The sequence below is a fragment of the Moritella sp. JT01 genome (assembly GCF_001574435.1).
Lineage (GTDB): Bacteria > Pseudomonadota > Gammaproteobacteria > Enterobacterales > Moritellaceae > Moritella.
On the sequence record NZ_LOCN01000003.1, the window covers coordinates 67,010 to 91,645 of the forward strand.

The following is a 24,636-nucleotide window of genomic DNA, read 5'->3' on the forward strand; positions in this document are numbered from 1 at the left end:
ATTGAAACCGAAATAACAATTGATGGTCGTAAAATTGGCCCTGCACATCGTCCTTATATTATTGCTGAATTGTCCGCCAATCATAATGGCGACATCAATCGTGCTTTTGCAATAATGGAAGCGGCTAAAGAAGCGGGTGCTGATGCGATAAAATTACAAACTTATACCCAAGATACGATAACGATGGACTGCGACAGTGATGAGTTCCAAATCAAGGGGGGCTTGTGGCACGGACAAAGTTTATATCAGTTGTATACCAGTGCGCATATGCCGTGGGAATGGCACCAACCATTATTTGCGAAAGCGAAAGAACTCGATATTACTATTTTTAGTTCGCCTTTTGATTTTACTGCGGTGGATTTATTAGAACAACTGGATGCACCAGCGTACAAAATTGCCTCATTCGAGGTTGTTGATTTACCCTTAATTAAACGGGTTGCGCAAACCGGTAAACCGATGATTATTTCAACCGGCATGGCGGATCAACACGAGATTGAACTCGCGATACAAACAGCTAAAGATAATGGTTGTGATGAGTTGGTGGTATTGCATTGTGTGAGTGGTTACCCAGCGCCGGCAGCGCAATATAATCTACGTACAATCGCTGATATTAGTCAACGTTTTGACGTGCTAGCAGGGTTATCTGATCATACCATTGATAATGCAACCGCGGTTGTTTCTGTTGCTTTCGGTGCTTGTGTTATTGAAAAACACGTGACTTTAGATCGTAGTGCGGGCGGTGCGGATGATAGTTTCTCTCTTGAACCGGATGAATTAGCGCGGCTTTGTCGTGATACCTATACCGCTTGGCAAGCAATGGGGAACGTAAATTATCAGCGCACACCAGCAGAGCAAGGTAACGTTAAATTTCGTCGCTCGTTATATGTCGTTAAGGATATTGCCGCTGGTGAGTTACTTACAGCGGATAATGTTCGCAGTATTCGTCCTGGTTTTGGTTTGGAACCAAAGTATTATGAGCAAGTATTAGGAAAAAAAGCTAACGTTATAATATCTAAAGGTACGGCGCTGAGTTTCGGACTAATAAGTTAGAGGAACGGTGAGTATTGTGAATCTTAGTTACACTAACTGCGTCTGCAGCTAGTGTAACTATTTTATTGTTAATCCAATAACGACTCAAAGTATTTGATATGCTCATCAACTGTGCGTTCAGCAGTGAATAGCTTGGCTAAACGCTGTTTACAAGCCACAGACATATCGCTGACAATCGCTTCGTTGTTATATAAATATTCAATTTTATCTGCAATGGCTAATGCATCTTTGACTGGTACAATACAGCCATTAACACCGTCTACTACAACTTCTTTACTACCGCCTGTTACAGTCACAATTGAAGGTACGCCATAACTCATCGCTTCCATTACCGTTCTTGGTAATCCTTCACCACTGATTGAGGCTTGAACTAAAATATTACACGCAGCCATTAATTCTGGCGCATCGGTACGGTAGCCGGTAACGTGGATACGATTACCTAATGCAGAGTTTTTTATTGCACTAAGATAAGGTTCTTTATCCATGCCTGAGCCAACCAGTAATAGATGAAAATTGTCTAAATGGGCAACTTTATTTACTGCTTCAAGTAATACTGATAAACCTTTAGTTGGTCTAACATTAGCAACCGCAATAGCAACGAAAGCCCCCTCTGGAATACCAAATTCAGAGAGATCACTAGGTTGGGACTGGTACCAAGCCGGATCATGACCTTTATAAATCGTGACTACTTTATCCTTGTTTTTCCATACTTGCGCTTGAATATCTTCGGTTACCGCATTAGATACACAAATGATACCGTCAACGCGAGGGTGTAAGTGGGTTAAGTAAGCACTTGGATCATGGCGATATAACCCGCCTGTAGTACCTCGATAATTAACCATTTTAACAGGGAAGCCGATACACGCAAACGCGGCGTTTGGAATTGTTTTAGAGTTTAGTGCATAAACAATATCGTAATCGCCTGTACGTAATTCAGCTCTGATCATTTTAATCGTGTTTAAACAGATTTTTTTGGTCGGGTATTGTTCAATTACCTTGATCCCGAGGTTTTCAAAAATTGGCGTGTAAGCAGAGTTTGGTCGAGTAAATACCGTTATATCATGACCTTTATTCGCAAGACCTATGGTTATCATTACCTCTGGTCGAATTGCATTTGAAGTCTTGAGATAATCACCCACAACCAAAATTTTCATATACAGCCTTATTTAATATAAATTACAGAATTAAGCAGGAGATAATAACATATTGTACATTTTCACAGATAGAGTCGACGACGAAATGCATCCTGCTTTAATAATAGTATCGTATTAAGATGATGTTGTTTGGCTATAGTTATTATTTTACTGTTAGAATATAAGGATATATTATTTCCATCCATAATCAGGTCAACATCATGAACATTACCATTGCCGGTACAGGTTACGTTGGTTTATCAAATGCGGTGTTATTAGCACAGCATAATCGCGTGATAGCGTTAGATATTATTGCTGAAAAAGTAAATCTTATTAATGCTAAAAAATCGCCGATTTCCGATAACGAAATTGAAGATTTCCTTGCCAATAAAGCACTTGATCTAACCGCGACGACTGACAAAGAACTTGCTTATAGTAATGCTGATTATGTGATTATCGCAACACCGACAGATTATGACGTGGTGCATAATTATTTTAATACCAAGTCTGTTGAAGCTGTGATTAAAGATGTAATGGCGATTAACCCAAATGCAATAATGGTGATTAAATCGACGGTACCGGTTGGTTATACCAAAGAAGTCAAACAACGCCTAGGCTGCGATAATATCTTGTTCTCTCCTGAGTTTTTACGTGAAGGCAGTGCCTTATACGATAACTTACACCCATCACGTATTATTGTTGGTGAACAGTCTGAGCGTGCACAAGTGTTTGCTGGTCTGTTAATGCAAGGTGCGGTTAAAACTGACATCGATGTGTTGTTTACTGATTCTACCGAAGCGGAAGCGGTTAAACTGTTCTCTAATACTTATTTGGCGATGCGGGTGGCTTATTTCAATGAGCTGGATAGTTATGCCGAAACCCACGATTTAGATACCCGTCAGATCATACAAGGCGTAGGCTTAGACCCGCGTATTGGTAGCCATTATAATAATCCGTCATTTGGCTATGGTGGTTACTGCTTACCAAAAGATACCAAGCAATTACGTGCGAACTATGAAAATGTACCAAACAGTTTAATCAGTGCCATTGTTGATGCTAATTCGACACGTAAAGATCATATTGCCGATGCTATTATTGCGAAAAATCCGCAAGTGGTTGGTGTTTATCGTTTGATCATGAAATCGGGTTCGGATAATTTCCGCGCTTCATCGATTCAAGGCATCATGAAGCGAATTAAAGCGAAAGGTATCAAGGTCGTGGTATATGAGCCGGTATTGACTGAAAGCGAATTCTTTAAATCACCGGTATTGACGGACCTGAATGAATTTAAAGCCCTTTCTGATGTCATAGTATCGAACCGTTTAGCGGACGAACTGCTTGATGTTGCGGATAAAGTCTATACTCGTGACCTATTTGGTAATGATTAGATTGCTCATGATTAAGTCAGTAAAATTACACTTATTATCCGAATTCAGGAAGTGAAAAATAAATGAAATATTTAATTACAGGCGCCGCTGGATTTATTGGCTCGCGCTGTGCCGAATTATTATGTCAACAAGGCCACCATGTTATTGGTGTTGATAATCTAAATGATTATTACGATGTAAATTTAAAGCATGCTCGTTTAGCGAATACGACTAAATCGGCTCTATTTACGTTTATTGAACTCGACCTTGCCGATCGTGACGGTGTTGCGGCGTTGTTTGCTGAACATCAATTTGATCGCGTGATCCACCTTGCGGCTCAAGCGGGTGTACGTTATTCCATTGATAATCCAATGGCGTATGCCGACAGCAATTTAACCGGCTTCTTAACGGTATTAGAAGGTTGCCGTAATAATAAAGTGAAGCATTTAGTCTATGCATCATCAAGCTCTGTGTATGGCTTGAATAACAAAACCCCGTTTAGTACCAGTGATAGTGTTGACCATCCCATCTCACTGTATGCGGCATCCAAAAAATCAAATGAATTAATGGCGCATACCTATTCACATTTATATGGTATGCCGACAACTGGCTTGCGCTTCTTTACTGTGTATGGTCCTTGGGGTCGTCCGGATATGGCGTTATTCAAGTTTACCAAGGCAATTATTGCTGGTGAAACCATTGATGTGTATAACAATGGCGATATGTTACGTGATTTTACTTACATTGATGATATCGTTGCAGGGGTATTACAAATTCAAGATGTAATCCCCACACTGGATGCGGACTGGAAAGTTGAAACGGGAAGTCCCGCAACCAGCAGTGCGCCTTATCGAGTGTATAATATTGGCCACGGTAGTCCGGTTAAATTAATGGATTACATTGAAGCGTTAGAAGATTCTTTAGGTATTAAAGCCAAGAAAAACTTTATGCCTATGCAGCCGGGTGATGTCTACGCGACGTATGCCGATACCCAGGATTTATTTGCAGTTACTGGTTACACATCGAAAGTAAAAGTACAAGAAGGCGTGAAAGCCTTTGTCGATTGGTATCGCGACTTTTATAACGTATAAACTACACTGTATATAAAAAGTACCGTATATGAGTACAAAAAGGATAATACTTTGAAGCAAACCAAAATAACGAAAGCGGTCATTCCCGTTGCAGGCTTAGGTACGCGCATGTTACCTGCAACCAAAGCGATTCCAAAAGAGATGTTACCAGTCGCAGATAAGCCACTTATTCAATACATAGTAAATGAATGTGCAGCTGCGGGGATTACCGAGATTGTGCTTGTTACGCATGCTTCTAAAAATGCCATCGAAAACCATTTTGATACGTCGTTTGAACTAGAATCGACGTTAGAGCACCGAGTTAAACGCCAACTATTAGCGGAAGTACAAGCAATTGCACCAAAAGGTGTGACGATCATGCATATTCGTCAAGGTGTCGCGAAAGGGTTAGGGCATGCAGTATTGTGTGCCAAACCCATTATTGGTGATGAACCGTTTGCGGTAGTATTACCTGATGTATTGATGGATGAAGTGAGTGCAGATCTAAAAACTGAAAACTTAGCCAGCATGATGCGCCGCTTTAATGAAACCGGTTTTAGTCAGATAATGGTTGAACCTGTACCAATGCACTTAGTGTCTGGTTACGGAGTTGCTGATTGCGGTGGTGTTGAGCTTAGCGCAGGTGAATCAACTAAGATGACTGCGGTGATTGAAAAACCAGCACAAGATAAAGCGCCGTCAAATCTTGCTGTTGCAGGGCGTTATGTATTACCAGCAGCGATCTGGGATCTGCTTGCCCGTACAGTACCTGGCGCAGGTGATGAAATTCAGTTAACGGATGCGATTGATGACCTGATGAAATTACAAACGGTTGAAGCTTTCCACATTAGCGGCAAGTTACATGATTGTGGTTCAAAATTAGGTTACATGAAAGCATTCATTGAGTATGGCTTACGTCACCCTGAAGTAGGCGCTGATTTACAAGAATTTATTAGTGGCTTGAAATAACACGTGAGTTTGACGTTATAATGTGATGAAAAAAAGGGCAGTTTACTGCCCTTTGTTGTATCTAAATAGAGATTAATCTAATTCAGTTTCTAACCAATCTGAATCTAGCTGTGCGAATGCTAATAGCAATTCTACTACCGCCGCATAAAACCCAAATTTATCACAGTCTTTAACCTTCATTTCAAAATCACCTAACCAGTTAAGTAAGTGCGTTTGTAAAAAGTCGTGCTGCATTGCGAAGTTAGCGCGGATCTGGGCTTCTGATTCCGAATCTAATGTTTTTAAGATCAAGTTACCCATGAAGTCTAACTGAATCGCAATGTGATCGGCAGGCTCGCTGTATTTATCACTGATATTGATGTTGTGCTTATCGAGTAGCGCAGTCATTTTTTGATACGCTTCTTGCATCAAGTGACCATCTTCACTGGTGAATACAGACTCATACGGGGGCGCAGATGATTTACTGTTGCCGAGGAATACTTGTGCGTAATCGGCACATAACTCTAAACGTGCGTTGTTACGTAGGTTTGCTGCCGCTAATGAACTGATTAGCTTTTCAACTGAAACGGTTAACGCGGGTGTTGCCGCTAAGCCTTGCAAGAAACTTTGGATTTCTGCTGACTGGTATTGACCGAGTTGCTCATCAGATAATTCAGTTGCAAGTGTGCTTGAAAGCCACCAGTAGATCTCTGAACGGGTTTGGCATAATTGGGTTAGTTCATCCATTGTGTTCTCCAAATGGGAATGAGTGCTGTAATTGCGCAGTATTATAGCGAATAAATTTAACCTAGGAGTCAGTTTTGATCAAAGTTAAATTAAAATGCAGTCTTTTCACGCAAAATTGAAATTTTCTCAAGTCTTTACTGTAGGAACTTGGTATTAGTCGCGTTACAATGTGGCCGAAATTTAGTTTACAAACCAACTTGTATTATCTCAATCAGGAGAAAACGGATGTTTACACGTGATATGAATATAGCTGACTATGATGCAGAATTATGGGCAGCAATGACACAAGAAGTAACTCGTCAGGAAGATCATATCGAGCTTATTGCTTCAGAGAACTATACAAGCCCACGCGTAATGGAAGCTCAAGGCTCTCAGCTTACAAATAAGTATGCAGAAGGCTACCCAGGCAAACGCTACTATGGCGGTTGTGAGTATGTTGATATTGCTGAGTCTTTAGCAATCGAACGTGCTAAGCAATTGTTTGGTGCTGATTACGCGAATGTACAACCACACTCTGGTTCACAAGCAAATGCTGCAGTTTACATGGCATTAGTTAAACCAGGTGATACTGTACTAGGCATGAGCCTTGCTCATGGTGGTCACTTAACACACGGTGCAAGCGTAAGCTTCTCGGGTAAAATCTACAACTCAGTTCAGTATGGTATTAACCCTGAAACGGGTGAGCTAGATTACGCTGAAGTTGAAGCGTTAGCAATTGAACACCAACCAAAAATGATTGTTGCTGGTTTCTCTGCGTACTCAGGTGTTGTTGATTGGGCTAAATTCCGTGAAATCGCTGATAAAGTAGGTGCTTTCCTATTCGTTGATATGGCACACGTTGCAGGTTTAGTTGCAGTTGGTCTCTATCCAAACCCAATGAAACATGCACACGTTGTTACAACAACGACGCATAAAACATTAGGTGGTCCACGTGGTGGCCTGATCCTTGCGCAAGCAGACGAAGTGATTGAGAAAAAACTAAACTCAGCAATCTTCCCTGGTGGTCAAGGTGGTCCTTTAATGCACGTTATCGCTGCTAAAGCGGTTGCATTCAAAGAAGCGATGGAACCTGAATTTGCAGTTTACCAACAAAATGTACTTGATTGTGCAAAAAGCATGGTTGCAGTATTACAAGAACGTGGTTTTAAGATCGTTTCTAACGGTACTGAAAATCACCTATTCTTAGTTGATCTGATTGGCAAAGAATACTCAGGTAAAGATGCAGATGCTGCACTGGGTAATGCACATATCACAGTAAACAAAAACTCGGTACCAAACGATCCTCGTTCTCCATTTGTTACATCTGGTCTACGTATCGGTACGCCTGCACTGGCTCGCCGTGGTATCCCTGCAGATAAAGCAGGCGTACTTGCTGGTTGGATGTGTGACGTATTAGATAACATCGGTAATGAAGATGTAGCTGCAACAGTACGTGCTAACGTACAAGCGCTATGTGCTGAATACCCTGTATACAAGTAATCTAATTTATAGGCCTAACGGTTTATAATAATGCGATTAATTTATTAACCGTAAATGATGCTTAACTTGAATCAAAGTTTAAGTTTGTCATTTACGGTTTTTTTGTACTTATTTTTCATGATCACAATATTATCCTTCTCTAGCTTCTCTAGCTTCACACCTTCATACTTACTCATGGATCAAACCATGCTATTTCCATGCTTTTTAATTGCCTTACGATCGTATGATCAGCTGTTATATAACACCAGTTACCGAACCGCCGTTAATCCAGTTTCATAGACCAAGGATGGGAAATATGATGAATAAATCTCTATTAAAAAATGCAGTAAATAAAATACCTCTGCAAATATGTAAAGGAATAAGCATTGCAGTATTTGCTGTTGCGGTGACTGGTTGTAGCTCTGTTGATGTATTAACTAAAACCGAAAATGGTGCTTCTTATGAATATCAACTCGGTCAATTTGACACGATAGAGGTGGTTGATATGGCGCAGGAACATTGTGGCAAGTATGGTAAAAATGCCGATCTAACTAATCGTTACTCTGACGCTAACCGCATATTCAATACACTTATATTTAATTGTAGCTAGCAGGTTTTATCGTTTAATTGTGAAGCCTACGAGATTAAATTTAATGAGAGAGTTTTAAATCACACCCGTGGGTGTTAACATGTTCGCAACATTTCATTCTATTTGCGGTTTGGTAGTTATAGATGGATGACATAAATAGCTAAATAAACATTTGAGATAGCATTCTCAAATTTGGCAATAAATAGGGTGAGGTATAAAGGATGATGCTGAATTCAATAAGTAATTATAAGCGGTTAATATTAGCGTTAGTATGTGGCTCAATGAGCTATTCTACATTTGCTAAAGTATATAGTTGGCGCGATACCGATGGTGCAATGCATTATAGCCAGTTTCCACGTCAGATTGTGGAAAAAAATGCGGCGCAGAGTAGGGCTAGTCGTAAGCCAGTCGAAATGAAGGATATCGTAAACGATTTATCAGCAACTAAAAATAGTAACTTATTGGATGGGCTTGATGATATTATTGCTAATGCGAGCGTCGAACGTCAAGTTGAAAAGGTACTGACGCGTCGTGATCCTCAGTTGATCTTAATTGAACAGCAACTCGTCCGTCAGCAAGCGAAGCTGCGTGCTCTCGTTATTGCGAAACAAGCAGCACTTGAAAAAGAGATAGCCCTTGTTGCGGCAAATAATATCATTGAAATAAATCATATAAAACCGAAGAAAAAATCACCTCAAAATAGTTTTATGGCTGGGATTCATAAGCGTGCTTATGGTAATGCAGTGACAAAAACGAATGGTGTACACGTTATTACACCGACACTGCTTGCATCTACAACGCCGAAAGATTCAACCGTTATTGAGAATGTTGGCGTAAAGCAACAACATAATAAGTTCTTAGCGAAAATTCAGAACAAATTAAAACGTCAACATGTACCGGAAGCCGTTCAAATATCTCCAAGCATTGCACCTATAGTCGTTGTTAATGCTAAACCTAAGCCTTTGATTAAGCCTGTCGAGTTAATAGCAGCCACATATATCTTAGCGCCTGTTGTTGAATCTCGTTCGATAGCAAAGGTTAAGCGGAAGAACAAATCAACCGCGACTAACGCATTTTTAGCGGGTATTAACAAAAAATTAAATCGTAAAGATAAAACGCTGACCATTGATGAAGCTGTGTTCGTTGCGAACAAAAGTGAATTGAGTCGTGGTAACAAACTGCAAGTGACAGCAGAGCAAGTGCAGAATAAATTCTTAGCTGAAATTAATAAAAAGTTATTCCGAGCGAGACTCGGTTCTGATATTACCCCTGTGGCTGAATTAGCTAAGTCTGAGTCGATTACTCATGCGAAGGGACAGGGGCGCGCGACAGTGAAAAATAAAGAATTAACGCAGAGTGCAGATCAAATTAAAGCGATTGAAAGTGAAATCAGCAGTCGGAGTCATAAATCGAATGACGTGAAACAACCTTCAGAAAAACAGGTTAACTCTGCGTTAATGTTAAGTCGACTAAGCTATAATCACGATGCGGGCTTACCCTTATCACGGGCGGGAATGAGTCAACTCGATAGACAAGGTATTGATGTATCGAGTCAGTTTGTCAATGACGTGAATCGCAGTGCAGAATAAGCAATCCTAAAATATTGGTCGGTTTTTATCTCATTAAAATAGTGATTGAAAACCGACTGATTATTCAACAATTTGTTAACTTATTTATTAATTCCACGAAATTACCTTCACTTTTCTGTACCCGCCTGCTGTTTAACGATAGACTCAGAATAATATTATTCAATAGGATTGTTTATGTTCTGTCCATTTTGTTCTGCGACTGAAACTAAAGTTATCGACTCTCGTCTTGTGGCTGAAGGCCATCAAGTGCGTCGCCGCCGTGAGTGTGCGAAATGTCATGAACGTTTTACTACCTTTGAAACTGCAGAATTAGTGATGCCACGTATCATTAAAACGGATGATACACGTGAACCTTTTAACGAAGATAAACTCGTTAATGGTATTTATCGTGCGTTAGAAAAACGTCCGGTTGCCGCAGAGCAGATTGAACTCGGTATTAATCAAATCAAATCGAGTTTAAGAGCCACTGGTGAGCGTGAAATAGAATCAAGCTTTTTGGGTGAACTGGTGATGGACGTATTGAAAAAACTCGATAAAGTCGCTTATGTACGGTTCGCTTCTGTTTATCGTTCTTTTGAAGATGTAAAAGAATTTAATGAAGAAATCGCCAAGCTCGACAAATAATCCGTTATCTGAGTCCTCATTGATTATGCCAAACAAATCACGTGCCGAGCTAGATCTACTATTGGAAGAAATTGTATCCATTAGCCAGTTCAATGATACTGACCATTTGCATATGCAACGTGCGCTCGATCTTGCACAAAAAGGTCGTTTTACCACTGCGCCGAATCCAAATGTTGGCTGTGTGCTTGTTAAAGCTGGTAAAGTCATCGGTGAAGGTTTTCATTTACGTGCGGGTGAGGCTCATGCTGAAATCCATGCTTTAAATGCCGCAGGTGATAATGCTCAGGGAGCCACTTGTTATGTGACGCTAGAACCATGTAGTCATTATGGTCGTACACCCCCTTGCGCAGCAGCCTTGGTTAATGCGAACGTAAATGAAGTCGTTATTGCCATGGTCGATCCCAATCCGAAAGTGGCAGGTAATGGCATTGCGATACTAATCGCCGCGGGCATTAAAGTGCGGATCGGTTTATTATCGACGCAAGCACATGCATTGAACCCTGGCTTTATCTTACGCATGCAGGAACAACGTCCGTTTGTACGCTTAAAAATGGCGGCAAGCTTAGATGGGCGTACAGCATTGAAAAACGGTGAGAGCAAATGGATCACCGGTCCTGCAGCACGGTCTGATGTGCAAGTATACCGGGCTCAAGCCAGTGCAATTTTATCAACCGCCAGCACGGTTATTATGGACGATGCTTCACTTAATGTGCGTTATAGCGAATTAGGTGCAAGCCAAGCCGACTATCCACGAATTAAAACAGATAAGTCACGAATTCAAGGAGACAAGTCTTTGTCTCACGATGAGTTATTAGAACCACAGCTACGTCAGCCAATACGAGTGGTACTGGATAATCATCGCCGTTTGGATGCGCACCTTGAACAGTCCGCTAAAGAATTGAAACTATTTGGGCAGCCCGGTAAGATACTATTAGTTAATGGGGTTAAAAATATAGTCAATGGCGTGACTGAAAATCCTGCTGTCGAGCAGTTATTGGTGAATGAATCGGTATCACGAATTGAAATTGAGCAAGATAGTCACCATAACATAGATCTAAAACAGTTAATGACCGTATTAGCCCAACAGGATATTAATGACCTGTGGGTGGAAGCCGGCGCGACGTTGGCTGGCGCATTACTTGAAAATAAGCTGGTGGATGAGATAATTATTTATCTGGCACCTAAGCTCATGGGTGATAGTGCCAGAGGACTCGCAGTATTAAGCGAGCTAACTGAAATGGCGAAAGTGCCTACATTTAGCTTTACCGATATCACGCAGGTCGGTGACGATCTTCGAATTACAGCAAAACCGGAATACTAATGTTTACAGGAATTATTGAAACCGTGGGTACGCTCACTGGTTTAACCCCAAAAGGGGCCGATGTGAGCATCACTGTTGATAGTGGTGATCTTGATTTAAGTGACGTAAAACTCGGTGATAGTATCGCGACGAATGGCGTATGCCTTACTGTTGTTGAATTACTCGGCAATGGTTACCGCGCAGATGTGTCATTAGAAACGATTAAACGCTCTGGTTTTGCGCATTACCGTATTGGTGATAAGGTAAACTTAGAAAAAGCGTTAACCCTAAGCACGCGCCTCGGTGGTCACTTAGTCAGTGGTCATGTAGATGGCGTTGCCGAGATTATTAAGATCAGTAAACTTGGTCGTGCGACTGAGTATTGGTTACAAGCACCGAACGAATTAGCACGTTATATTGCGGAAAAAGGCTCAATTACTATTGATGGTATCAGTTTAACTATTAATGAAATTGACGGCGCTAAATTCAAATTGACGATCGTACCGCATACTGCATTAGAAACAACGATAGAAAGTTATGTAGTCGGTCGTAAAGTTAACTTAGAAGTAGATGTGATTGCCCGTTATTTAGAACGGATCATGCTAGGTGATAAAGCTGCTGAATCAAGCCGCCCTGAACAAGGTATCACTATGGATTTTCTTGCGAGTAATGGATTTTTAAAGTAAAACATCTATTCACGATCAGTTTTTAATTGTTATAAAAGGGCTATGAGCATGGCACTAAGTCGTATTGAAGATATTATTGAAGACATCCGCCAAGGTAAAATGGTTATCTTGATGGATGATGAAGATCGCGAGAATGAAGGTGATCTGATCATGGCGGCTGACAAAGTAACGCCAGAAGCGATTAACTTTATGGCGACACACGGTCGTGGTTTAATTTGTCTAACGTTAACCAAAGCACGTGTAGCGAAACTGCAACTGCCTTTGATGGTTCAAGACAATACGGCGCAATTCTCGACTAACTTCACGGTATCGATTGAAGCGGCTGAAGGCGTGACAACCGGTATTTCAGCAACAGACCGTGCTGTGACGGTATTATCTGCGGTTGCTGGTGATGCGAAACCTGCTGATATTGTGATGCCTGGGCACATATTCCCACTTGCTGCACAAGACGGCGGTGTATTAACACGTGCTGGTCATACTGAAGCGGGTTGTGATCTTGCACGTCTAGCGGGTTGTGAGCCTGCTGGTGTGATTGTTGAGATCCTAAAAGATGATGGTGAAATGGCGCGTCGTCCAGATCTCGAAATATTCGCTGAGAAACACGGTCTTAAATTGGGCACCGTGGCTGATTTAATTGAATACCGTAATGGTAATGAAACTACTATTGAGCGTGTAGCGGAATGTAAATTACCAACCGAACACGGTGATTTTGATTTAGTTACTTACCGTGACACCATTGATAATCAAGTGCACTACGCACTACGCAAAGGTGATGTTGTTGCCGAGCAGCCAACATTAGTACGTGTGCATGTACAAAATACCATGTCAGATATTTTGCATACCGACCGCGCAAGTAAAATATCATGGTCGTTAGCGGATGCGATGGCACGTATCGGTCGTGATGGTGGTGTAATGGTTATCTTAGGGAATGAAGAAAACTCTAACGATATCATTGAAAAAGTGAAACAATTTGCTAAAGAAGATAAAGGCGAAACTCAGCCAAAAGCCAAATGGCAAGGTACTTCACGCCGCGTAGGTGTAGGTTCTCAAATTTTAGCCGATATGGGTGTGTCGAAGATGAAGCTACTAAGCTCAGACAAACGTTACCATTCACTATCTGGCTTTGGTTTAGAAGTTGTCGAATATATCTCTAAATAAGTTTTAGAGATAGGCGTAGAATAAGTTTGCTTGCTGGCGAAAGCTTGGTACAATCCGAGCCCTTTCGTCAGCCGATTCATAATAATTAAAATTGGCCGTAAATTACGCGCCGTGATATAGGATTTGTACACATGAAAGTTATCGAAGGAAATGTTCCTGCTCCAGAAGCAAAAATTGCAATTGTAATTTCTCGTTTTAACAGCTTCATCAATGAAAGTTTGTTAGCGGGTGCTATCGATTCACTAAAACGTTTTGGTCAAGTTAGCGAAGACAACATCACTATTGTGCGTGTTCCTGGCGCTGTAGAATTACCGCTTATCACTAAGCGTGTTGCTGCAACAAAACAGTTTGATGCAATTATTGCTTTAGGTACGGTAATTCGTGGTGGTACACCACATTTTGAATTCGTAGCTGGCGAATGTAATAAAGGTCTTGCTCAAGTTGCAATGGACTATGATATTCCTGTTGCATTTGGTGTGTTAACTACTGACACAATTGAGCAAGCAATTGAGCGTGCTGGAACCAAGGCTGGTAATAAAGGGTCGGAGGCTGCTCTAAGTGCACTTGAAATGGTGAATGTTTTGCATCAATTAGATGTATCATTGGAGAAAAAATGAAACCTTCGGAACGTAGTAAGGCACGTCAGTTTGCCACACAAGCAATTTATCAATGGCAAATGACGCAAGAAACTGTTGCAAATATTGAACACCAATTTGTAACAGATCAAGATTTTAGTGACACAGATGCAGTTTACTTCCGTGAATTGGTATTAGGCGTAAGCTTAAATCATGCTGAACTTGATGAGTTAATGAGCCCATTCTTATCTCGTCCTTTGAATGATTTAGACTTGGTTGAGAAAGCGATTTTACGTCTTTCTACATTTGAGCTACTAAAGCGTCAAGATGTACCTTATAAAGTTGTGATCAATGAATCTATCGAATTAGCGAAAGATTTTGGCGCTGAAGATAGCCATAAATTCGTTAACGGCGTATTAGATAAAATTGTAAGTAAATTGCAATTACGTTTGAAAAAATAATTTAATTATTTTCTTCAATACAAAAAAGCTAGCACAGGTTGCTGGCTTTTTTTATGCCTAAAATTCACTCTCTAGACATTAATTAACAATACGATTAGGGCTTAATTAAAAATACAATTAGGGCTTAATTAAAAGTACAATAGCAAGATTAATTGCAACCTATGCCTAAGTAGCTTGGGTATAATAATGGAAACAGCAGCACTATGGCGACAGGCGAGTTTGATTTAATTGGACAATATTTTACGAATAAATCGGTTTCACGGAATGATGTCATCGCCGGTATTGGTGATGATTGTGCGATCTTGTCTGTGCCAGCGGGCAAACAGTTAGTGGTGACCACAGATACCATGGTCAGTGGTATTCATTTTCTTCGCGATGCGAGCCCTGCGGATGTGGCGCATAAATTGGTTGCAGTGAACATCAGTGATATTGCCGCGATGGGTGGGCAACCTGCGTGGGCTTCATTGGCTATCACCTTACCAAATTATGATCGAGAGTGGTTAACGGCTTTCAGTGATTGTTTACATCAACAATTACATCGTTATGGTGTGAGTTTGATTGGTGGTGATACCACGAAAGGCAATATGACGTTGACGCTTACCTTACAAGGTTTTGTTGAGCAAGGTAAAGCCTTACCAAGGCACGGGGCCAAAGCGGGTGATTTAATTTATTGCAGTGGCACCATTGGTGATGCCGCTGCAGGCTTAAAATTACTTATCGATGCGAATAACCCTGATAACGCTATCTCTGAAAATACCAATGAAGCATTATTAACGGGCACCGAGAAAGGTTTTTTGATTGCTCGTCATCAACGTCCGACCGCGAGAGTCAGTACGGGTCAAGCGTTGGTTGATGTTGCAAGCAGCTGTATTGATCTGTCCGATGGCTTGGCGTCAGACTTGAAACATATACTTAATGCCTCGAGTCGTGCTTGTGGTGCTAATCTGGTGGCAAATATTGAGCTATCTGCGCTGCCGATATCAAGCGCATTGCAAACTTATGTAATTAAAGCGTTATGGCCGCAGTATGCACTTGCTGGTGGTGATGATTATGAATTATTATTTACCGTATCGCCAGAGAATAGCGCACAACTAGAAAAAGTGATGGTTGAGCATGATTTACCATGTACTCATATTGGTGAAATAGCCAGTGTTTCGGCTGATCAACCTAAACAAATAGAACGATCGAAACAAGTAGAACCACAAATTAACTATTTTAACGACAAGCAATTAACCTCGTTAGCTTTGCAAGGATGGGATCACTTCCAATGAAAAAAGATTTTTTATCACCAGAATTACAAAAATTAAACTACGCCAACCCAGTGCATCTCGCCGCTGTTGGTTTTGGTAGTGGTTTATTTCCTAAAGCGCCAGGTACGATGGGAACGCTTGTTGCTATCCCGTTGTATTTACTGATGACGAGCGTCTTAGAGTTGGGCTTATGGCAATATATCGGCATTGTGGCGTTGGCGTCAGTGATTGGTGTATATATTTGCGCGAGTGCCAGTAAAGCGATGGGCGTACACGATCATGGCGCTATCGTTTGGGATGAAATTGCCGGTTATGGCATTACCATGATTGCGGCCCCACAAGGCTGGGTTTGGGTTATTCTCGGTTTTGCGCTATTTCGATTTTTTGACATTGTGAAACCAGGACCGATTGGTTGGTTGGATAGAAATACCCATGGTGGTTTTGGTATTATGGTTGATGATGTACTGGCTGGTGTGTTTGCTTTAGCGGGTGTTCAACTTATTTATTACATTACGCTGTAAAATTCAAAAAGGCGCTACTTGATATTAATCGAGTAGCGCCTTTTTTAATGGCGATCAATTTGTAATCATTAACATTATAGGGCGATGAACGCCTTAATGCTCGCTTCAATACCAATATCGTCTAGGCCTAATTCAGCGTAGATCTCATCTTGAGTACCTTGGTGAATAAACTTATCTGGCAGACCTAAGTTTAATGTTGGTGTCATTAACTTATTCGCCATTAGGTATTCATTCACACCAGAACCGGCACCGCCCATGATCGCACCATCTTCGATAGTGACTAAGATATCATGGCTATTCGCCATCTCAGCTAACAATACTTCATCTAAGGGTTTGGCAAAACGCATATCCACAACGGTTGCATTTAAACGTTCAGCTGCTGGAATAGCTTTATGCATTAACGTACCGAAACATAAGATCGCTACTTTTTCGCCTTGACGACGAACGATACCTTTACCGATTTCAAATTCAGTAAATGCTTGTTCAACGTCAATACCAGTGCCACTACCACGTGGGTAACGTACTGCGGCAGGACCATTATACTGGTAGCCCGTATGCAGCATTTGACGACATTCATTTTCGTCACTTGGCGTCATGATCACCATTTTAGGAATACAGCGCATAAAGCTAATATCAAATGCGCCTTGGTGAGTTTGACCATCTGCGCCTACTAGACCAGCACGGTCAATGGCAAATAATACTGGAATATCTTGGATCGCCACATCGTGGATTAGTTGATCATAACCACGTTGTAAAAACGTAGAGTAAATAGCAACCACAGGTTTATGACCACCAATCGCGAGACCTGCTGCGAAAGTCACACAGTGTTGTTCGGCAATCGCGACATCAAAATATTGCTTTGGATAAGTCTCAGAGAACTTGATCATACCCGAGCCTGCGCCCATTGCTGGTGTCACTGCGGCTAGCTTGTTGTCTGTTGCTGCTACATCACATAACCAATTACCAAATATCTTTGAGAAAGTTGGTTTTGATGGGGCTGCGACTGGCAATGTATCTTCTTCAGGATTGAATTTAGGCACTGCATGGTAACCAAGCTGATCTTGCTCGGCAGGCGCGTAACCTTTCCCTTTTTTGGTGATTACGTGTAAGAATTGTGGGCCTTTAAGACTACGCATATTACGCAGCGTTTCAACCAAGCCATTGACATCATGACCATCAATCGGACCAATATAGTTAAATCCGAATTCTTCAAATAATGTGCTCGGTACCACCATGCCTTTTAAATGTTCTTCGGCGCGACGGGCAAGCTCTTTAATTGGTGGAATACCTGACAGTACTCTCTTACCGTTTTCACGGAAATTTGAGTAAGCAACACCAGACAATAATTTTGCTAAGTGTTTGTTTACTGCACCGACATTTTCTGAAATAGACATGTCGTTATCATTTAAAATAACCAGTACATCTTTGTCAATATGGCCTGCATGGTTTAACGCTTCAAATGCCATACCACCGGTAATAGCACCATCACCAATAATGGCGACTGTTTTACGGTTTTTATCTTCTTGATCTGCAGCAACCGCAAGACCGAGAGCCGCGCTGATTGAAGTTGATGAATGACCAACATTGAGGTGGTCGTATTCACTTTCATCACGCCAAGGGAATGGATGTAGTCCCCCTTTTTGGCGGATCGTTGACATACGGTCACGGCGACCCGTTAAAATTTTGTGCGGGTAGGCTTGATGACCTACATCCCATAATAATTTGTCGAATGGGGTATTGTAAACATAATGCAGGGCAACGGTTAATTCTACGACACCTAAGCCTGAAGCAAAGTGACCGCCACTTTTACCGACGGTGTGTAATAAATAGCTACGCAGTTCATCACATAAGTCATTCAGACGATCTGCTGGTAATTGGCGCAACTCTTCTGGGATGTCTGCTAATGCCAATGTAGGGTAATTCGAAATATCTAAGCTCATAATTTTATAATTTTATACTTTGTTAGAATCAGTTACTTATTTCGCTCGATGATGTACTGCGTAAATAAAGCGAGAACGGTCGTATCATGCGGAATTATTTCTAAGGCGAACATCGCTTGTTGATACAGTGCTTGGGCTTTTTCTTGTGCCCCAGCTAAGCCGAGTAATGCAGGGTATGTTGATTTATTTAATTCAACATCTGAACCTTGAGGTTTACCGAGCGTTTCAGTATCACTGATTATATCGAGAATGTCATCTTGTACTTGGAATGCTAAACCAATAGCATTCGACCATTTATCCAGCGCTGCTAATAATTCAACCGAGCAATGTGGTGATGCGAGGCAACCCAGTTTTGCTGCACAATTAATAAGTGCCCCCGTTTTATTATTGTGGATAGCTTCTAGTTGTGCCAGTGAGATCTGTTTATCAGTCGCGGCTAGATCCATTGCTTGACCACCACACATACCACTATAGCCACTGGCTTGGGTCAGTGATTTCAGCATTGCCAAACGATTTTTTTCAGCTACAGGTGCCAGTGCGCAATCAAGTAATAATTCAAAAGCAAAAGGTTGCAGTGCATCACCGGCTAAGATAGCGGTAGCATGATCGAATTTAATATGGCAAGTCGGTTGACCGCGGCGTAAGTCATCATCGTCCATTGCAGGTAAATCATCATGAATTAATGAATACGCATGAATTGATTCGACTGCGGCGGCTGGACCATCAAGGTCGCTAAGGTTTACGCCTAGCATTTCGCCCACGGCATATACGATCACTGGGCGAATACGTTTACCACCTTGTAACAGGCCATATTCCATCGCGGCTGCAAGTTGGGTGTCATGTGTTGGTAGCAAGTTTATTTGCTGTTGCAAATAGCCATTGATACGACCCTGATATTGGGTAATAGAATTTGAAAGCTGCACTATTTAATTACTACTGTCAGAATTGAAGGGAGAAAGCGTTTGCTGGTCACCGTCGGCGAGTAATATGGCTACTTGCTGTTCAGCATGCTGAAGTTTCTGCGAGCTCGCGCGTGTTAAACTAATACCACGTTCAAATTGCTTTAACGCATTATCAAGCTCACAATCACCTTGCTCTAGACTGTTCACAATAGTCTCTAGCTCTGTAATAGACGCTTCGAACGTCATATTTTCTGGTTTTTTTACCGCCATCGGGTGTCCCTCTGATAATATACTCAGGTATTATACCCAAGTTAATAAGGTATATACAGCTTAACTGTGCGATGGCAGTAATAAGCAAGATAAGATTACTTAAGAATTTTGTGTGTTTGCCGATATAGATCGATGAATACACTCGTTAGACATTTGATGATAATTTGCTTGGGATGGGGAATGTTGTGGATTTAGCAACTTTAATAGGGTTAGTTGGCTCGTTTGCGTTTGTAGTGATGGCAATGGTGCTGGGCGGTGATATAAGTACGTTTGTTGATACGCAATCGATATTGATTGTATTTGTTGGTTCATTGTTTGTGGTATTAATGCATTTTAATTTTGGCCAATTTTTAGCCGCAGCAAAAATCGCCGTAAAAGCATTCATGTTTAAAATAGATAAACCAGAAGAATTAATCGAACAAGCGGTTGAAATGGCGGATGCAGCACGTAAAGGTGGGTTCTTAGCGCTCGAAGAAGCTGAAGTTAAGAATGCATTTATGCAGAAGGGGATCGATTTATTAGTGGATGGTCACGATGCAACCGTGGTAAGTCAGACATTGCAAAAAGACATTAAACTGACCACGGCTCGCCATAAAGCAGGTATTCATGTATTTAATATGATTGGTGAAGTAGCCCCGGCGATGGGGATGATTGGTACGCTGATTGGTCTGGTGGCGATGTTATCTAATATGGATGATCCAAAATCCATTGGTCCGGCAATGGCGGTGGCCTTGCTAACAACATTATATGGCGCGGTTTTTGCCAATATGATTGCTATCCCGATTGCGGGTAAATTAAAATTGCGTTCTGAAGAGGAAATGCTGAATAATACTCTGATTATGGATGCAATTTTAGGCATTCAAGAAGGACGTAATCCGCGGGTTATCGAAAGTTTATTAAAGAATTACCTTCATTCATCAAAACGAGGATTGGCGGATACAGACGTTTAGTTTACACCATGATGACCGCTGAATAAGTAGAGAGATAACGTATGTCTGATGAATGTGATTGCCCACCCCCAGGCCTCCCCGCGTGGATGGGTACCTTTGCCGATTTAATGAGCCTGTTAATGTGCTTCTTTGTATTACTATTGTCATTTTCTGAGATGGATGTAGTGAAATTTAAGCAGATTGCGGGGTCTATGCAATTTGCTTTTGGTGTACAAAATCAAATTGATGTAAAGAATATTCCCAAGGGTACGACGGTGATTGCACAAGAATTTCGTCCTGGCCGACCGGATCCCACGCCGATTGAAACCATTATGCAGCACACCATTGATAATAGTGAAGCGGAGTTAGACTTCAAAGATGGCGAAGATCAAAATGCGGGAGGTAAGAATAAACGCGAAGAAGAAAGTAATGGTGGTAAATCACCAGAAACGTCGACCCGTGATAATACGCCAACAGAAAATGTCGAAGTAACGGAAGATACCAGTGAGCTAGTCAAGGCTCTCGCGGAAGCCTTAAAAGAAGAAGTCGATAGTGGTGGTGTTGAGGTTGAAAACTTGGGGCAACAAATCATCATTCGTATTAATGAAAAGGGTTCATTTCCAGCTGGTTCTGCCTTTTTACAACCTCGCTTTCGTCCCGTGATCCAAAAGGTCGCACAGCTATTAGCGACGATACCGGGGATAATTACGGTTGCCGGACACACAGGTAAAGAAAAGTTACATTCAGAGCTTTATCGCTCTAAATGGGATTTGTCGAGCCAACGTGCGGTTTCTGTGGCACATGAGATGTTAAAGGTTAAAGAATTCAATGAGAACCGCTTAATTGTGCAAGGCATGGCAGATACCCAACCATTGACGGATAAAGAAAGTGAATTACGCCGTAACCGCCGTGTAGAAATTAGTATTATGCAAGGTAAAGCGAAACTATCAGAGCCACTCAGTGTGATGACGGACAAGTAGTCTTCGTACTTTATTTGTTGGTTGGCGGGTAAGCGGCTCATAACAAAAAGGCTCATCACATAACGTTATGTGATGAGCCTTTTTATTTGAGCGGTGGTTTAGCTGTTGATCCAGCTGGTTATTTTCCTGTCATAAGTATTAATACTGATGGATTGTGGAGTATATGTTCGAATAAGGAGTAATTAAGTATATTAATGTCACATTTAGATACTTAATCTTAATAATTATCGAATTGCAGGTATTAACGGTTGTCGATTGATGATAGTTTGGAATTAATAGCAATTAACTGAATTAATTGCTATTGTCGAGACTACTACTTTAGAGATGTTTGATATTTATGTAATAAAAATATCAAACAAACTCTAAAGATCATGGATGTAATGGATGTAATTGTCGTACAGGAGTTTGTACATGTTAAAAAATAAAATAACCCGCACCTTATTGGTTGCTACTAGTCTATCTCTTACCTTAGCTGCTTGTAGTGATAAGCCTGAAGAAAAAACCATTGTTAAAAAATCGCCGGATGCATCTGCTAGCACTGAAATTAAATTAGCGAAAGTTCAAGAACTGGTACGTAATAACGGCTCGGAAGTGGCTTCTTTAGACCCGCATAAATCTGAAGGTGTACCAGCAGCACATGTTATTCGTGATTTATTAGAAGGCCTAGTAAACCAAGATAGTGATGGTAATACCATTCCCGGTGTTGCTGTAAGTTGGGAAACCAAAGATAACAAAACATATACCTTCCACCTGCGTCAAGATGCAAAATGGTCCAATGGTGATCCGGTAACGGCGGACGATTTTGTATATAGCTTCCAGCGCGCTGTTGATCCAAATACAGCATCGCCTTATTCATGGTATTTTGAAATGACAACCATGAAAAATGCGGCAGATATTATAGCGGGCAAGAAAGACAAATCTACGCTTGGCGTGAAAGCGTTAGATGCATATACTTTAGAAATTAATCTTGACAGCGCAATCCCATATTTTGTGATGATGATGGGTCATACCACAACGAAGCCTGTGCATAAGGCAACCATTGAAAAATATGGTGAGAAATGGACTAAAGCAGAGAATTTTGTTGGTAATGGTGCATATGTGCTAAGCAATTGGGTCGTTAACGAGCGTCTTGAACTGGTTCGCAATGAACAATACTGGGATAATGCCAATACTAAGTTAACAAAAGTCACTTTCCTGCCGATTGAAAGCCAAGTGGCGGCAATGAATCGCTTCCTCGCGGGTGAAATTGATATGACTTATGAGCTGCCAAACGAGCATTTCCGTAACCTGCAAAAAGAACATCCCGAATCGGTTTCAATCAAAGGCGATCTTTGTACTTATTACTACAATTTTAATACCCATAAACCGCCTTTCGATGATGTGCGTGTACGTAAAGCAATTTCATACAGTATTGACCGCGGTATTATCTCGGATATTATTCTTGGACAAGGTCAAAAACCTGCATATTTCTTAACGCCTGAAATTGTGGCCAATTTTAGCCCTGAACTGCCAGCATACGGTAAAATTACTCAAGATGAACGTAATGCTAAGGCTAAAACTCTGTTGGAAGAAGCGGGTTATAATGACTCTAATCCACTGCAATTCAGCCTGCTTTATAATACATCAGATAACCACAAAAAGATTGCTGTAGCAATCGCTTCAATGTGGAAGAAAAACTTAGGTGTTGACGTAATACTTGAAAACCAAGAGTGGAAAACTTACCTAGAATCGAAAAAACAAGGTGATTTCCAAGTCGCTCGTGCCGGTTGGTGTGGTGACTATAATGAAGCATCGACCTTTACTTCGCTGATGGAAGGTAAAAACACTACAGGTGGTATCCACTATCAGAGTGCTGAATACGACAAGCTTACGGCTGATGCCCTTCGCGCCACGTCTGAAGAGCAACGTCAGGCACTTTACTACGCACAAGAAGCCCTTCTGGCAAAAGATATGCCACTCGCTCCAATCTATCAGTATGTTAAAGCGCGCCTAGTTAACCCACATGTTGGTGGCTACGCGAAGAATAACGCTGAAGACAAACTTTATTCTAAAGATATGTACATCATCGCAGAATAAATACCTCTTGTAATATGGTACTGCATGCATACAGCTGTATGCAGTATTTTGTTACATTGAAATAATCATAGATTGAGTGAAATTATGCTTAAATTCATTTTAAAACGTTTTTTGGAAGCAATACCGACTATGTTGGTCTTGATCACGATTTCTTTTTTCCTGATGCGTTTTGCACCGGGTAGTCCTTTTTCAAGTGAGAGAACGCTTGCGCCACAAGTGATGGCCAATATTAATGCTAAGTATGGTTTAGATAAACCGGTACTTGAGCAATACACCACGTATTTAACGAATGTTATTCAGGGGGACTTAGGACCTTCGTTTAAATATAAGGATTTTACCGTGAATGAACTGGTAAGCGCTGCTTTACCGGTATCAACTAAGATCGGTATTGCCGCATTCATATTTACGGTATTACTCGGCGTTGCCATCGGCACACTTGCCGCGCTGCGGCAAAATACGTGGTTTGATTACAGCATTATGTCAACGGCGATGATCGGGGTGGTCATGCCCTCATTTGTATTAGCTCCAGCACTTATTTACTTATTTTCTATTAAGTTAGGCTGGTTACCTGCGGGTGGCTGGAATGATGGTTCTTGGACGTATATGCTCCTGCCAGTTGCTGCTATGTCGATGTTATATATTGCAACCTTTGCCCGTATTACCCGTGGTAGCATGATTGAAGTGATGAACAGTAACTTTATTCGTACTGCGCGTTCGAAAGGTCTAAGTTACCCGCATATTGTGATGAAACATGCATTAAAACCAGCCATGTTACCCGTTGTTTCATACATGGGACCTGCGTTCGTGGGCATTATTACCGGCTCGGTGGTGATTGAAACCATATTTGGTTTACCGGGTATTGGTAAGTTGTTTGTTAACGCGGCGTTTAACCGTGATTATTCCTTAGTGATGGGCGTGACCATTTTGATTGGTTTCTTATTCATCTTATTTAATGCAGTCGTTGATATTTTGCTTGCTTATATCGATCCGAAAATTCGCTACTAAGGGACTAG

General features: G+C 41.3%; 24 protein-coding genes. 19 read left to right on the plus strand and 5 right to left on the minus strand.

The window, feature by feature from the left end:
- Positions 1-1,050, plus strand: coding sequence for a pseudaminic acid synthase (pseI, locus tag AKG98_RS03060; protein WP_067041502.1), 1,050 nt, complete (start codon positions 1-3; stop codon positions 1,048-1,050).
- 68 nt (positions 1,051-1,118) lie between these two features.
- Here pseI and AKG98_RS03065 read toward each other — a convergent pair whose 3' ends face one another.
- Positions 1,119-2,204, minus strand: coding sequence for a glycosyltransferase family 4 protein (locus AKG98_RS03065; protein WP_067041230.1), 1,086 nt, complete (start codon positions 2,202-2,204; stop codon positions 1,119-1,121).
- A 200-nt stretch (positions 2,205-2,404) separates the two neighbouring features.
- Between AKG98_RS03065 and AKG98_RS03070 the strand changes: the two genes are divergently transcribed.
- The 3 genes from AKG98_RS03070 (at position 2,405) to galU (ending at position 5,589) form a co-directional block, all read left to right on the plus strand.
- Entirely contained in the window at positions 2,405-3,571 is a 1,167-nt protein-coding gene (locus tag AKG98_RS03070; protein ID WP_067041232.1) for a nucleotide sugar dehydrogenase, read from the plus strand.
- Between the two features lie 62 nt (positions 3,572-3,633).
- On the plus strand, positions 3,634-4,641 hold the full coding sequence (locus AKG98_RS03075) for an NAD-dependent epimerase (RefSeq protein ID WP_067041235.1): 1,008 nt from the start codon (positions 3,634-3,636) through the stop codon (positions 4,639-4,641).
- A 51-nt stretch (positions 4,642-4,692) separates the two neighbouring features.
- The gene (galU, locus tag AKG98_RS03080; RefSeq protein WP_067041238.1) at positions 4,693-5,589 is read left to right on the plus strand and encodes a UTP--glucose-1-phosphate uridylyltransferase GalU; all 897 of its coding nucleotides are present in this window, start codon (positions 4,693-4,695) and stop codon (positions 5,587-5,589) included.
- A gap of 72 nt (positions 5,590-5,661) precedes the next feature.
- On the opposite strand, the gene torD is transcribed toward galU, so the two are convergent.
- On the minus strand, positions 5,662-6,315 hold the full coding sequence (gene torD, locus AKG98_RS03085; RefSeq protein ID WP_067041241.1) for a molecular chaperone TorD: 654 nt from the start codon (positions 6,313-6,315) through the stop codon (positions 5,662-5,664).
- A 225-nt stretch (positions 6,316-6,540) separates the two neighbouring features.
- On the opposite strand from torD, the gene glyA reads away from it, so the two are divergent.
- From glyA to AKG98_RS03140, 11 genes are all read left to right on the plus strand, one after another.
- The gene (gene glyA, locus AKG98_RS03090; protein WP_067041244.1) at positions 6,541-7,794 is read left to right on the plus strand and encodes a serine hydroxymethyltransferase; all 1,254 of its coding nucleotides are present in this window, start codon (positions 6,541-6,543) and stop codon (positions 7,792-7,794) included.
- A 295-nt stretch (positions 7,795-8,089) separates the two neighbouring features.
- Positions 8,090-8,383: a hypothetical protein gene (locus tag AKG98_RS03095; protein WP_228140193.1), complete on the plus strand. Its 294-nt coding sequence runs from the start codon at positions 8,090-8,092 to the stop codon at positions 8,381-8,383.
- Positions 8,384-8,643: 260 nt separating this feature from the next.
- On the plus strand, positions 8,644-9,951 hold the full coding sequence (locus tag AKG98_RS03100; RefSeq protein WP_228140194.1) for a DUF4124 domain-containing protein: 1,308 nt from the start codon (positions 8,644-8,646) through the stop codon (positions 9,949-9,951).
- A gap of 174 nt (positions 9,952-10,125) precedes the next feature.
- Positions 10,126-10,575 (plus strand): transcriptional regulator NrdR, encoded by a 450-nt coding sequence (gene nrdR, locus AKG98_RS03105; RefSeq protein ID WP_067041250.1) that lies wholly within the window; start codon positions 10,126-10,128, stop codon positions 10,573-10,575.
- Positions 10,547-11,896, plus strand: coding sequence for a bifunctional diaminohydroxyphosphoribosylaminopyrimidine deaminase/5-amino-6-(5-phosphoribosylamino)uracil reductase RibD (gene ribD, locus AKG98_RS03110; RefSeq protein ID WP_228140195.1), 1,350 nt, complete (start codon positions 10,547-10,549; stop codon positions 11,894-11,896). Before nrdR ends, ribD begins: the two co-directional genes overlap by 29 nt.
- A complete protein-coding gene (locus AKG98_RS03115) occupies positions 11,896-12,561 on the plus strand; it encodes a riboflavin synthase (protein ID WP_067041253.1) in 666 nt (221 codons plus the stop codon). Before ribD ends, AKG98_RS03115 begins: the two co-directional genes overlap by 1 nt.
- Positions 12,562-12,609: 48 nt before the next feature.
- Positions 12,610-13,719 (plus strand): bifunctional 3,4-dihydroxy-2-butanone-4-phosphate synthase/GTP cyclohydrolase II, encoded by a 1,110-nt coding sequence (gene ribBA / locus AKG98_RS03120; protein ID WP_067041257.1) that lies wholly within the window; start codon positions 12,610-12,612, stop codon positions 13,717-13,719.
- A 131-nt stretch (positions 13,720-13,850) separates the two neighbouring features.
- A complete protein-coding gene (gene ribE, locus AKG98_RS03125; protein ID WP_067041260.1) occupies positions 13,851-14,336 on the plus strand; it encodes a 6,7-dimethyl-8-ribityllumazine synthase in 486 nt (161 codons plus the stop codon).
- Complete coding sequence (nusB, locus tag AKG98_RS03130) at positions 14,333-14,755, plus strand: transcription antitermination factor NusB (RefSeq protein ID WP_067041263.1); 423 nt, start codon at positions 14,333-14,335, stop codon at positions 14,753-14,755. Before ribE ends, nusB begins: the two co-directional genes overlap by 4 nt.
- Positions 14,756-14,958: 203 nt before the next feature.
- Positions 14,959-16,026, plus strand: coding sequence for a thiamine-phosphate kinase (thiL, locus tag AKG98_RS03135; protein ID WP_067041266.1), 1,068 nt, complete (start codon positions 14,959-14,961; stop codon positions 16,024-16,026).
- The gene (locus AKG98_RS03140; protein ID WP_067041269.1) at positions 16,023-16,526 is read left to right on the plus strand and encodes a phosphatidylglycerophosphatase A; all 504 of its coding nucleotides are present in this window, start codon (positions 16,023-16,025) and stop codon (positions 16,524-16,526) included. Before thiL ends, AKG98_RS03140 begins: the two co-directional genes overlap by 4 nt.
- A 74-nt stretch (positions 16,527-16,600) precedes the next feature.
- Here the strand turns inward: AKG98_RS03140 and dxs are convergent, their stop codons facing one another.
- The 3 genes from dxs to xseB are packed head-to-tail and all read right to left on the minus strand — an operon-like array spanning position 16,601 to position 19,638.
- Positions 16,601-18,466, minus strand: a complete 1,866-nt coding sequence (gene dxs / locus AKG98_RS03145) for a 1-deoxy-D-xylulose-5-phosphate synthase (protein ID WP_067041273.1) — start codon at positions 18,464-18,466, stop codon at positions 16,601-16,603.
- Between the two features lie 32 nt (positions 18,467-18,498).
- Positions 18,499-19,389, minus strand: a complete 891-nt coding sequence (ispA, locus tag AKG98_RS03150; RefSeq protein WP_067041275.1) for a (2E,6E)-farnesyl diphosphate synthase — start codon at positions 19,387-19,389, stop codon at positions 18,499-18,501.
- A 3-nt stretch (positions 19,390-19,392) separates the two neighbouring features.
- The gene (gene xseB, locus AKG98_RS22120) at positions 19,393-19,638 is read right to left on the minus strand and encodes an exodeoxyribonuclease VII small subunit (protein WP_067041278.1); all 246 of its coding nucleotides are present in this window, start codon (positions 19,636-19,638) and stop codon (positions 19,393-19,395) included.
- A gap of 185 nt (positions 19,639-19,823) precedes the next feature.
- Between xseB and pomA the strand changes: the two genes are divergently transcribed.
- The 4 genes from pomA (at position 19,824) to oppB (ending at position 24,628) form a co-directional block, all read left to right on the plus strand.
- Entirely contained in the window at positions 19,824-20,588 is a 765-nt protein-coding gene (gene pomA / locus AKG98_RS03160; RefSeq protein WP_067041281.1) for a flagellar motor protein PomA, read from the plus strand.
- Positions 20,589-20,629: 41 nt separating this feature from the next.
- Entirely contained in the window at positions 20,630-21,547 is a 918-nt protein-coding gene (locus AKG98_RS03165; RefSeq protein ID WP_067041284.1) for a flagellar motor protein MotB, read from the plus strand.
- A 411-nt stretch (positions 21,548-21,958) separates the two neighbouring features.
- Positions 21,959-23,623, plus strand: coding sequence for an ABC transporter substrate-binding protein (locus AKG98_RS03170; RefSeq protein ID WP_067041287.1), 1,665 nt, complete (start codon positions 21,959-21,961; stop codon positions 23,621-23,623).
- A gap of 84 nt (positions 23,624-23,707) precedes the next feature.
- A complete protein-coding gene (gene oppB, locus AKG98_RS03175) occupies positions 23,708-24,628 on the plus strand; it encodes an oligopeptide ABC transporter permease OppB (RefSeq protein ID WP_067041291.1) in 921 nt (306 codons plus the stop codon).
- Positions 24,629-24,636: the final 8 nt, after the last annotated feature.